General features: G+C 68.9%; 13 protein-coding genes. 10 read left to right on the top strand and 3 right to left on the bottom strand.

Going from position 1 to position 11,395, the window contains the following annotated elements; translation table 11 throughout:
* Window positions 1–79 precede the first annotated feature (79 nt).
* The 3 genes from infC to HD841_RS10795 form a co-directional block, all read right to left on the bottom strand.
* Entirely contained in the window at window positions 80–613 is a 534-nt protein-coding gene (gene infC, locus HD841_RS10805; RefSeq protein ID WP_037534495.1) for a translation initiation factor IF-3, read from the bottom strand.
* Between the two features lie 92 nt (window positions 614–705).
* Entirely contained in the window at window positions 706–2,697 is a 1,992-nt protein-coding gene (thrS, locus tag HD841_RS10800; protein ID WP_179508915.1) for a threonine--tRNA ligase, read from the bottom strand.
* Between the two features lie 171 nt (window positions 2,698–2,868).
* The gene (locus HD841_RS10795) at window positions 2,869–3,684 is read right to left on the bottom strand and encodes an LD-carboxypeptidase (protein WP_179508914.1); all 816 of its coding nucleotides are present in this window, start codon (window positions 3,682–3,684) and stop codon (window positions 2,869–2,871) included.
* Window positions 3,685–3,749: 65 nt separating this feature from the next.
* On the opposite strand from HD841_RS10795, the gene HD841_RS10790 reads away from it, so the two are divergent.
* The 10 genes from HD841_RS10790 to HD841_RS10745 all read left to right on the top strand — a co-directional run bounded on the left by HD841_RS10790 (window position 3,750) and on the right by HD841_RS10745 (window position 11,390).
* Window positions 3,750–5,177, top strand: a complete 1,428-nt coding sequence (locus tag HD841_RS10790; protein WP_179508913.1) for a Mur ligase family protein — start codon at window positions 3,750–3,752, stop codon at window positions 5,175–5,177.
* Between the two features lie 24 nt (window positions 5,178–5,201).
* Window positions 5,202–5,438 (top strand): DUF6356 family protein, encoded by a 237-nt coding sequence (locus HD841_RS10785; RefSeq protein WP_179508912.1) that lies wholly within the window; start codon window positions 5,202–5,204, stop codon window positions 5,436–5,438.
* Between the two features lie 112 nt (window positions 5,439–5,550).
* Window positions 5,551–6,651: a YjgN family protein gene (locus tag HD841_RS10780; RefSeq protein WP_179508911.1), complete on the top strand. Its 1,101-nt coding sequence runs from the start codon at window positions 5,551–5,553 to the stop codon at window positions 6,649–6,651.
* A complete protein-coding gene (locus HD841_RS10775; protein ID WP_257015448.1) occupies window positions 6,626–7,720 on the top strand; it encodes a M48 family metallopeptidase in 1,095 nt (364 codons plus the stop codon). The genes HD841_RS10780 and HD841_RS10775 overlap by 26 nt, the downstream gene beginning before the upstream one ends.
* A 58-nt stretch (window positions 7,721–7,778) precedes the next feature.
* Window positions 7,779–8,492 carry an alpha/beta hydrolase gene (locus tag HD841_RS10770; protein ID WP_179508910.1) on the top strand — a complete coding sequence of 238 codons (714 nt, stop codon included), beginning with the start codon at window positions 7,779–7,781 and terminating at the stop codon, window positions 8,490–8,492.
* A complete protein-coding gene (locus tag HD841_RS10765) occupies window positions 8,489–9,310 on the top strand; it encodes a tetratricopeptide repeat protein (RefSeq protein WP_179508909.1) in 822 nt (273 codons plus the stop codon). The genes HD841_RS10770 and HD841_RS10765 overlap by 4 nt, the downstream gene beginning before the upstream one ends.
* A gap of 95 nt (window positions 9,311–9,405) precedes the next feature.
* Window positions 9,406–9,855: a VOC family protein gene (locus tag HD841_RS10760; protein WP_179508908.1), complete on the top strand. Its 450-nt coding sequence runs from the start codon at window positions 9,406–9,408 to the stop codon at window positions 9,853–9,855.
* Between the two features lies 1 nt (window position 9,856).
* Window positions 9,857–10,585, top strand: a complete 729-nt coding sequence (gene gloB, locus HD841_RS10755; protein WP_179508907.1) for a hydroxyacylglutathione hydrolase — start codon at window positions 9,857–9,859, stop codon at window positions 10,583–10,585.
* Between the two features lie 35 nt (window positions 10,586–10,620).
* Window positions 10,621–11,037: a hypothetical protein gene (locus HD841_RS10750; RefSeq protein WP_179508906.1), complete on the top strand. Its 417-nt coding sequence runs from the start codon at window positions 10,621–10,623 to the stop codon at window positions 11,035–11,037.
* Window positions 11,034–11,390 carry a hypothetical protein gene (locus HD841_RS10745; protein WP_218845516.1) on the top strand — a complete coding sequence of 119 codons (357 nt, stop codon included), beginning with the start codon at window positions 11,034–11,036 and terminating at the stop codon, window positions 11,388–11,390. Before HD841_RS10750 ends, HD841_RS10745 begins: the two co-directional genes overlap by 4 nt.
* The last annotated feature ends 5 nt before the right edge of the window (window positions 11,391–11,395 follow it).

Raw genomic sequence — 11,395 nt, 5'->3', positions numbered from 1 at the left:
ATACGCAACACCGGGCCCGTTGCCGGACCCGGTGTTCGAAAAACCGCCTGGCGCTACGGATAGCGTCGGATCGGCCCATTTACTTGGGCGCGAGCACCATCAGCATCTGACGGCCTTCCATGCGCGGATAGGCCTCGACCTTGGCGACCTCGGCGACCTGCTCGGCGACGCGCTGGAGCACCGCCATGCCGAGCTGGCCGTGGCTGAGCTCGCGACCGCGGAAGCGCATGGTGACCTTCACCTTGTCACCCTCCTCGATGAACTCGACGACCTTCTTCATCTTGGTGTCGTAATCGTGGTCGTCGATGTTCGGACGCATCTTGATCTCCTTGATCTCCTGCGTCTTCTGCGATTTGCGGGCGAGATTCGCCTTCTTCTGCGCCTCGTACTTGAACTTGCCGACGTCGAGGAACTTGGCGACGGGCGGATCCGCGTTGGGCGACACCTCGACCAGATCCAGGCCGAGTTCCTGCGCCTGCGCCATAGCCTCGCGCGTGTACATCACGCCGAGATTCTCGCCCTCATGGTCGATCACGCGGACCTTGGGGCTGACGATCCACTCGTTGAAACGAGGGCCATTCATTGGCGGCGCCTGGTTCGGTCGGCGCATCATGGGAGGACGTATGGGTATAGCTCCTGTGGTGGTTTGCGAAGCGATATAGTGGATCGGCACATCTTTTGAAAGACGTGCCGCCCCTTATTGCATCAGCGCAGATCGGGCGGAGTCGCCTCCTCGCGCAGCATCGCGACGACCTCGTCAACGGTCAGGATCTGCTGCGCCTGGCTGCCGAGACGGCGGACGGCGAGTTTACCCTCCTCCGCCTCGCGCTTGCCGACGACGAGCAGCACCGGGACCTTCGCCACCGAATGCTCGCGCACCTTGTAGTTGATCTTCTCGTTCCTGAGGTCGGTCTCGACGCGGATGCCCGCCTTGCGCAGCGTCGCCGCCACCTCCTCGGCATAGCCGTCCGCATCCGAGACGATCGTGGCGACCACCGCCTGTACCGGCGACAGCCAGAGCGGGAAGCGCCCGGCGTGATGCTCGATCAGGATGCCGATGAACCGCTCGAACGTGCCGAGGATCGCGCGGTGGAGCATGATCGGGCGGTGGCGATTGCCGTCCTCGCCGACATAGCTGGCGTCGAGTCGCTCGGGCAGCACGGTGTCGGTCTGGATCGTGCCGACCTGCCACGTCCGGCCGATCGCGTCGGTCAGATGGAATTCGAGCTTCGGCGCATAGAAGGCCCCCTCGCCCGGCAGCTCCTCCCAGCCATATTCGGGCGTGTCGCGGCCGGTCGCGGCGACCGCGTCGCGCAGCGACTGTTCCGCCCAGTCCCACATCTCCTCCGAGCCGAACCGCTTCTCGGGGCGCAGCGCCAGCTTGATCGCATAGCTGTCGAAGCCGAGATGCTTGTAGACCGAGTCGAGCAATTCGCAGAACTTGCGCACCTCGTCGACGAGCTGGTCCTCGCGCACGAAGATGTGCGCGTCGTCCTGCGTGAACTGGCGGACGCGCATGATGCCGTGCAACGCGCCGTGCGGCTCGTTGCGGTGGCAGCAGCCGAATTCGGCCATGCGGATCGGCAGGTCGCGATAGCTCTTGATCCCCTGTTTGAAGATCAGCACGTGCGCCGGGCAGTTCATCGGCTTGAGCGCCATCAGGTCGCCCTCGCCCGACAGCACCGCGCCCTCATCCTCGGTATTGGGCACCTCGTCGGGCACGACGAACATGTTCTCGCGATATTTGCCCCAGTGGCCGGATTGCTCCCACTGTTTGGCGTCCATCAGCTGCGGCGTCTTCACCTCGGCATAATCGGCGGCGTCGAGCCGGCGGCGCATATAGGCTTCGAGCTGGCGCCACAGGATGAAGCCCTTGGGGTGCCAGAACACCGAACCCTGCGCCTCCGACTGGAGGTGGAACAGGTCCATCTCCTGGCCGATCTTGCGATGGTCGCGCTTGGCCGCTTCCTCCAGCATGAAGAGATGCTGGTCGAGCTGCTTCTTGTTGAGCCAGCCGGTGCCGTAGATGCGGCTGAGCATCGCGTTCTTCTGGTCGCCGCGCCAATAGGCGCCCGACACGCGCGTCAGCTTGAACGCTTGTGGGTCGAGCTTGCCGGTCGAGACCATGTGCGGGCCACGGCACATGTCGAGCCATTCGCCCTGACGATAGATCGTCAGTTCCTCGTTGTCGGGCAGCTCGGCGGCCCATTCGGCCTTGAAGGTCTCGCCCTGCTTCGTCCAGGTTTCGATCAGCTGTTCGCGCGTCCACACTTCGCGCGTGAACGGCTCGTTCTTCGCGATGATGCGGCGCATCTCCGCCTCGATCGCGGGCAGGTCCTCCTCGGTGAAGGGGCGATCCTTGGGGGCGAAGTCGTAATAGAAGCCGTCGTCGGTCGCCGGGCCGAAGGTGATCTGCGTGCCGGGAAACAGATGCTGCACCGCCTCGGCCATGACATGCGCGAGATCGTGGCGGACGAGCTCGAGCGCGTCGGCCTCGTCCTTCGCGGTGACCAGCGCGAGGTTAGTATCGCCCTCGAACGGGCGGTTGAGATCGCGCACCTGGCCGTCGATCCGCGCGGCCAGCGCCGCCTTGGCGAGACCGGGACCGATCGCGGCGGCGACGTCCGCCGGGGTAGTCCCGGGCGCAACCTCGCGGACGGAACCGTCGGGCAGCGTGATACGGAACATGGCGGACATGATGGACTTTCAGGTTGGTTGAGGGAGCCGCGAATAAAGCGGCGCAGGGTATATAGGCAAGCGTTGCTGCGATTGCTCATCGCCGACGGCTGCGGAAGCGCGAGGCATTGCCCGATTTCACCCGTCACCCCGGCCTTGTTCCGGGGTGACGGAGCGGGGTTGGCGACGCCGTCAGGCGATACCGAACGGCACCACGCAATTGGTCTGCGTGTGGCCGATCTCCGCCCGTCCAAGATACGGCACGCCGAGATCGCCGCACCAGCGCCGGATCATGAACTCCAGCGTATCGCCCCATTCGGGCTCGTTGGGCTGCACCGCGGTCACCGCGCCGAGGCGGACGCCGGCGATCCCCTTGAGCTGCGTCGCATGGCCCATGTGGAACAGCAGCCGGTCGATATTGTACATCGGCTCCGACACTTCCTCGATCATCAGGACATGGTCGGTGAGGTCGGGCAGCCAGGGCGTGCCGATCAGCGCGCCGAGGATCGACAGGTTGAATGCCGCCGCCGGGCGACCGTCGAGCCCCGGTTCCAGCCCCTGCCGGTCGCCGCGCGCCAGCCAGCCGAGCGAGCGTGCGATCGTCCGGTCGCCTCCCTTGCGGCGGATGTCGCTCGCCATCGGGCCATGGCAGGGCCTGCCGATCCGGCGGGCGTACAGCGCGCCGAGCAGAAACCCGATGTCGGAATAGCCGAGATAGCTCTTGTGCCGTGCCGCCGGACCGAGGTGCGGCATCACCAGCGGCAGCAGGCGGTTCGAGCCATAGCCGCCGCGCAGGAACCAGATCGCGTCGAAGCCGGGATCATTGGCGAATTCGAGGAAGGCGGACGCCCGCCGTGCATCGTCGCCGGCGAAATGGCCCGCGGCCTCCCAGCATTGCGGATGGACGACCAGATCAACCTCGGGATAGGCCAGCGCGGCGAAGGCGATGAACGGCGCCTCGGCATCCTTGTTGCCGATGCTCGCCGGCGCCACCACCCCTATCCGCATCGTCTCGTCGCTCCGCCTCGCCGCAGAGCCTTGCCCCTACGCAGCCGCGTCGATAGCGCAGGGCCATGGCGAACGGCAATCTTTCCGGCTCGGTAGCGGGCAAGCGCTTCTTCCTGGTCGGTATCGGCGGATCGGGGATGATGCCGTTGGCGACGATCCTTGCCGGGCGGGGCGCGATCGTCGCCGGCTCCGACCGCGGGCTCGACCAGGGGCGCGTCCCCGCCAAGTTCGACGCGCTGCGCGCGCGCGGTATCGCGCTGTTCCCGCAGGACGGCAGCGGCATCGTCTCGCCCGACCAGATCGTCGTCGCCTCGGCGGCGGTCGAGGACGACGTGCCCGACATCGCCGCCGCCGCCCGGCTCGGCTGCGCGCGGGCGCGCCGCGCCGATCTGCTCAGCACCTTGTTCAACCAGAGCGCGCTGCCGATCGGCGTCGCCGGCACCAGCGGCAAGTCGACCGTCACCGGCATGATCGGTTGGATCCTCCACGCCGCCGGCCGCGACCCGACGGTGATGAACGGCGCGGTGATGAAGAATTTCGCCCATCCGCAGGCGCCCTTCGCCAGCGCGCTGGTCGGCGACGGCGAGGCCTTCGTCAGCGAGGTCGACGAGAGCGACGGATCGATCGCCCAATATCGGCCGCGCATCGCGGTGCTCAACAACGTCAGCCTCGACCACAAGGAGATGGACGAGCTGCGCCGCCTGTTCGCCGGCTTCATCGCGCGCGCGGAGACGGCGATCGTCAACCTCGACAATGCCGAGGCGGCGGCGCTCGCCGCGGCGCTGCCGCCGACGCATGTCGCAACCTTCGGCCTCGATCGCGACGCCGACTTCGCCGCGCGCACCATCGTCGAGGCGCCGTTTTCGGCGCGCTTCGACCTGATCGCCGGCGGTGGCGCGCCGATCGGCGTGCAGTTGCAGGTGCCCGGTCGGCACAATGTCGCCAATGCGCTCGCCGCCATCGCCGCGGCGGTCGCCGCGGGCGTGCCGCTCGCCACCGCCGCGGACGCGATCGGTGGCTTCACCGGGCTGCGGCGCCGCTTCGACCTGGTCGGCGAGGCCGCCGGCGTCGCGGTCATCGACGATTTCGGCCACAACCCCGACAAGATCGCCGCGACGCTCGACACGCTGCACGCCTTCCCGGGCCGGCTGCTCGTGCTGTTCCAGCCGCACGGCTATGGCCCGCTCAAGGTGATGCGGCGCGAACTGGTCGACACCTTCGCCACCCGGCTGGCGGCGAGCGACATCCTCGTGCTGCCCGACCCGGTCTATTTCGGCGGCACCGTCGCGCGCGAGGTGACCAGCGCCGATATCGTCGCCGACCTCGCCGCGCGCGGGCGCGATGCCCGCCACGTCGCCGAACGGGCCGCGGCGGCGGCGATGCTGGTGGACGAGGCGCGCGCCGGCGACCGGATCGTCGTGATGGGCGCGCGCGACGACACGCTGAGCCTGCTCGCCGCAGAGATGCTGGAGTCGCTGCGCGCGCGCGGGTAGACTGGCGACCAGGAGGTACGGGTCATGAAGCTGTTCACCCAACATCCGGCATCGGTCGGCGAAACCTATACCGAGCATTTCGGCGTCGCGACTCGCTTCGGCCTGCGCATGATCGGCGGCGGCCTCGCGGCGCTGATCCACGGCGTGCTGCCGTTCGTGTTCACCACCACCGGCAGCCGCACGATCGCCGCGCTGCACGCCGAGATGGTCGCCAAGCGCGGCGACGTCGCACAGACGCACACGGTCGAATTCGTCATCTGATTGACGACACACGGCTTGTCGCCCCGCGGCGACCGGGGCCTACGCGTTAATCATCTTGAGGCGTTGACGGCCCCCGTCCGCTCGGCTCCATTCGCGGCCGGGGGGAACAGACATGAGCGACGAATCTTCGGCGGGCCCGCGCGCGTTCCGGTTTACCGGAACCTGGCAGAACTATGCGCCGATCGCCTTCACCAACCTGCTGCTGATGATCGTCACGCTCGGCATCTACACCTTCTGGGCCCGGGCACGGACGCGCCGCTATCTGTGGAGCCGCACGATCTTCATTGACGACCGGCTGGAATATACGGGTACCGGCTTCGAACTGTTCATCGGCTATGTCGTCGCCTTCCTCGCCTTCATCCTCCCGTTCGGCGTGATCAACCTCGTGCTGCAGGGCGCGATGATGCGCGGCCATCCCGGCATCGCCGCGCTGATCGCGATCCCGATGTACCTCGCGCTGATCTTCCTGGTCGGCATCGCGCGCTTCCGCGCGTTGCGCTACCGGCTCAGCCGCACCCTGTGGCACGGCATCCGCGGCGGCAGCAGCCAGCAGGGCATCGCCTATGGCTGGAGCTATTTCTGGAAGACGCTGGTCGCGACGTTCACCCTCTATCTCATGACGCCCTGGTCGATGGCGCGGCTGTGGAACGAGCGGTGGAACGCGATGAGCTTCGGGTCGCTGCCCTTCCGCAGCACGGCGCGCTGGCAACCGGTGTTCGGGCGCTTCCTGCTCTTCTACCTGCTCCCCGTCGCGCTGGTCGTCGCGCTCGTGGCGATGGCGGCGACGATGGCCGGCACCGGCCTGTTCGATCAGGCGCGCGGCACGGTGCCGAGCGCGGGCACCATCCTGATCATCGTCGCCGCCGCCATCGGCTTCTACGTCTTCTTCTTCGGCGTCCTCGGGCTGATCGCGATGACCTATTTCGCCGCCTTCTTCCGCGAGGCGATCGGCGCGACCTCACTGGGCAAGCTCGAATTCGGGTTCGAGGCGACGACCAAGGACTGGATCCTGCTCTACCTCGGCAATCTGGCGCTGGTGATCGTCACCTTCGGCATCGGGTCGATCTTCGTGCCCTATCGCAACTGGGCGTTCTTCATCCGCCATCTCGCCGGCTATGGCGAGGTCGAGCTGGATACGTTGCTCCAGTCGCAAACCCGCGCACCGGGCCAGGGCGAAGGGATGCTCGATGCCTTCGATGTCGGCGCCTTCTGATCCGGACGGCGGCGCGCCGTCGGCGTCGGCCTGGCATTATGACGGCCGCACGGCATTGCGCCGGCAGGTGCGGCTCGTCGCCGATGGCGACGGCTTCCGCCTCGACGAGGACGGGCAGCCCGGCGAGCATTACGACTTCGCGCAATTGACGCCGGCGGACGGCGACGGCGACCCGCGCAGCTTCGGATTGCAGGGCCGGCCCGGCTGGCGGATCGGCTTCACCGATGCGCCGCCGGCGGCGATCGCGGAACGCCTGCCCCGCCCGCACCGCTATGGCGGCTGGGTCGACCGCTTCGGCCTGTGGCAGGCGGCGGCCGGGTTCGCGGTGCTCGCCGCGATCGCCATGGTGCTGGTGCTGCGGACACCGGCGCTGGTCGCCCGCATGGTGCCCGCCTCGGTCGAACGCCAGCTTGGCGAGGTGATGATCGGCGATTTCGGCCGCAAGGGCTGCGTCGCGCCCGCCGGTGCCGCAGCGCTGGCCAAGCTCGCCAACCGCATCGATCCGCATGACCCGACGCTGGACGTCCATGTCGTCAAACTGCCGATGGTCAATGCGGTGACGCTGCCCGGCGGGCGGATCGTGATCTTCGACGGGCTGTTGCAGGCGGCGCGCTCGCCCGACGAGGTGGCGGGCGTGATCGGGCATGAGATCGGCCACGTCCGCGGCCGCGACGTGATGGAATCGCTGCTGCGGCAATTGGGGCTGTCGGTGCTGCTCGGCGGCATGGAGGGGCATGTCGGCGGCTATACCAATGCGCTGCTCGCCACCGCTTATTCACGCGGGGCGGAGGCGCGGGCGGACGGTTATGCGATCCAGCTGCTCGCCGATGCCGGAGTGTCGCCGCAGCCGACCGCCGACTTCTTCGCGCGTCTCGCCAGGCGTAGCGACGGCCAGGAGCGGATGTTCGCCTATCTCGCCAACCACCCGCTGTCCGCCGACCGCGCCGCGCGCTTCCGGCGCAGCGCGACGGCGGGCGCACGCTACACGCCGGCGCTGACCGCGCAGGAATGGGCGGCGTTGCGCGACATCTGCGCCGGCGAGACCGACACGATGCTATGGGGATTCTAGCCGCCCCGCCGTGCCGAGCAAGGATGACGCATCGCGTTCGGCACGATAAACAGCGGCCATGACAGCTCCTCGCCCCCGCCTGGCTTATCATCACTCCGTCGGTACCGGGCCGACGATCGTCTTCCTGCCCGGCTATGCCTCCGACATGCAGGGCGCCAAGGTGCTGGCGCTCGAGGCATGGGCGCGCGCCCACGGCCGCGCCTTCCTGCGCTTCGACTATGGCGGCTGCGGACAGAGCGAGGGCGCGTTCGAGGACCAGACGCTCGCCGGCTGGCGCGACGACGTGCTGGCGATGCTCGATCAGGTCGCGACCGGGCCGGTGGTGCTGGTCGGGTCGTCGCTCGGCGGCTGGCTGATGCTGCTTGCCGCCAAGGCAAGGCCCGAACAGGTCGGCGGGCTGGTCGGCATCGCCCCCGCGCCGGACTTCACCGACTGGGGCTTCACCACCGAGGAGAAGATGGCCATCCTCACCGAAGGGCGGCTGGAGCGGGCCAGCGCCTATGGCCCGGCGCCGACCGTCTACACCCGCGCCTTCTTCCAGTCGGGCGAGGCCAATCGGCTGATGTTCGGGACGATTCCCTTCGACGGCCGCGTGCGGCTGGTCCAGGGTCAGGTCGACAAGGACGTGCCGTGGCACCGCACCGTCCGGCTCGGCGAGATGCTCCGTTCAGCCGACGTGCAGACGCTGCTGATCAAGGACGGCGACCACCGGCTGTCGCGCGCGTCCGACATCGCGCTGATCATCCGGGCGACCGAGGATGTGTTGCGATGATCCTGATTTTGGCCGCGGCGTTGCAGGCCGCCTCCCCCGCTCCGGCCCGCGCCCCCGCCCCCGCCGCGCCCAAGCCGAAGGCGACGGTGCCCGACGTCGATCCCCGCGCCGCGCGCTTCGACCGCTGCCGCCAGCTCGCCGCGACCGATCCCGCCGCCGCGCAGGCCGAGGCGACGCGCTGGGCGGCGAGTGGCGGCACCTGGTTCGCGCGGCAATGCGCCGGTCTCGCGCTGGCGCAGCAGGGCGAGTTCGCCGCCGCCGCAAGCGAATTCACCGCCGCGGCAAAAGCCGCCGAACTGGCGCATGACAAGCGCGCCGCCAATTACTGGGCGCAGGCGGGCAATGCGCGACTCGCCGCGGGCGACATCGGCGGTGCACGCGCCGCGCTCGACACCGCGCTGGTCGCCGGCACGCTGGAGGGGCTGGCGCTGGGCGAGGCGCAGCTCGACCATGCGCGGGTGCTGGTCGCGGCGGGCGACCTGCCGGCGGCGCGCCGCGACATCGATCTGGCGCTGACCCATGCCGGCGACGATCCGCTCGCCTGGCTGCTCTCGGCGACGCTGGCGCGGCGGATGGGGAACATGGCGCGCGCCAAGACGGACATCGGGGAGGCGCTGCGCCGCTCGCCCGACGATGCGTCGGTACAGCTCGAGGCGGGCAATATCGCCGCCGCGATGCAGGACGAAGCCGGCGCCCGCGCCGCCTGGGCGGAGGCGGCGCGGCTCGCTCCCAATGTCCCCGCCGGCCAGCATGCACGCGCCGCGCTGGCGCAGTTCGGCGACGCGCCGGTATCGGCCAAGGTGCAGAGCGGGCGATAACCCGGCCCCCTCCCCGCCGCGGCGGGCGAGGGACACCCTCTGGTGCATGGGGCGTTGGGGGCCTAAATCTCGCCCATCAACCGCAGGACCCCTCTATGCAGTATCTCCACACGATGATCCGCGTCAGCGATCCCGACGCGACGCTCGCCTTCTTCCGCGTTCTCGGCCTCGAGGAAGTGCGGCGGATCGAGAATGACGCGGGCCGCTTCACGCTGATCTTCCTCGCCACCGAAGAGGACCGCCGGATCGGCGATCGTCGCGCCGAGGTCGAGCTGACCTACAATTGGCCGGCCGAGGACGGCACGCCGCCCGAAACCTATACGGGCGGCCGCAACTTCGGCCATCTCGCCTACCGGGTCGAGAATATCTACGACAGCTGCCAGCGGCTGATGGATGCGGGCGTGACGATCAACCGCCCGCCGCGCGACGGCAACATGGCGTTCGTGAAGACGCCCGACGGCATCTCGATCGAGCTGCTGCAGGCAGGCGATCCCTTGCCCGCGGCCGAGCCTTGGGCGTCGATGCCGAACACCGGGAGCTGGTGACATGACGCTGGCGATCGTCCGCGTACCGGTGCTGACCGACAATTACGCCTGGCTGCTCCACGATCCCGTGAGCGCCGAGACGGTCGCGGTCGATCCGGGCGAGGCAGCGCCGGTGCAGGCCGCCGCGGCGGAGCGGGGCTGGACGATCGGCCAGGTCTGGACGACGCACTGGCATGCCGATCACACCGGCGGCAACGCCGCGTTGCGCGCGGCGGGCGTCCGGATTACCGGCCCCGCCGCCGAGGCGGCGCGCATCCCGACGCTCGACACCAAGGTCGGCGAAGGCGACGTGGTGCGGATCGGGACGCAGGTCGCGACGGTGTGGCACGTGCCGGGTCACACCGCCGGCCATATCGCCTTCCACCTCGCCGAGGCGCAGGCGATCTTCACCGGCGACACCCTGTTCGCGCTCGGCTGCGGCCGGCTGTTCGAGGGCACGCCGGCGGAGATGTTCGCCAACATGCAGCGCTACGCCGCCCTGCCCGACGCGACGCAGGTCTATTGCGGCCACGAATATACCCAGTCGAACGGTCGCTTCGCTGTGACCGTCGAGCCGGACAATGCCGCGCTGGCGACGCGGATGGCGGCGGTCGACGCGGCCCGCGCCGCGGGTGAGGCGACCGTCCCGACGACGATCGGCCTGGAGCGGGCGACCAACCCCTTCGTCCGCGCCGCCAATGCGGATGAGTTCGCCAAACTACGCGAAGCAAAGGATAACTTCCGCGGCTGAGACGTTCCGGTCGCGGTGCAGGAGACGTGCTGATCATGACCGTGAAGCCCCTTTACGCGTTGCTCGCCGTCTGTGCGGCGGGCTGCACCCAGACACCGCAGCAGGTCGCCGCCGCGCAACAGGCGAGCGCCGCCGCCGCGACGGATCTGGCCAAGGAACTGGCGGGCCTGGTCCCGGGCCGATCCTCCACCTGCATGCCGCATGTCCCGACCACGCAGGTCAAGGCCTATGGCCCGACGCTGGTCTATGTGGTCAGCAACCGCCTGAAATATCGGAGCGATACCGCCGGCGGCTGCGAACGGGTCGGGCGCGGCGACATCCTGATCACCCGCAGCGTCACCGGGCAGCTCTGCCAGGGCGACATCGCGACGACCGTCGACTCGACCTCGCGGACGTTCAGCGGCAGTTGCTCGTTCGGTCCGTTCGTCCGCTACAGCAAGGACGGCAAATGATCCGGCCGCTGCTGATCGCCGCGCTGGCGCTGCCGCTGCTCGCCGCCAAGTCCGATCCGCTCGCCGGGCGGGTGGCGGGGGCGCCGGTCAATTGCATTTCGATGCCGACGTCGCAGGGGCCGGCGATCGTCGACTCGCACACCATCCTCTACACGCAGGGCGCGCGGGTGTGGAAGACCGGCCCGGTCGGCGCCTGCCCGTCGCTCGCGCCGCTGACCACGCTGGTGGTCGACGTCTATGGCGGGCAATTGTGCAAGAACGACCGCTTCCGCGTCATCACGCCGGGGATGACGATCCCCTCCGCCTATTGCCGCTTCACCGAATTCACGCCCTACCTTCGCGTAAAGAAATAGACCCC

The sequence above is a fragment of the Sphingomonas melonis genome, assembly GCF_013409985.1.
Classification (GTDB): domain Bacteria; phylum Pseudomonadota; class Alphaproteobacteria; order Sphingomonadales; family Sphingomonadaceae; genus Sphingomonas; species Sphingomonas melonis_A.
The sequence above is the reverse complement of the archived record's forward strand: the minus strand, read 5'-3'. Positions and strand labels throughout refer to the sequence as shown.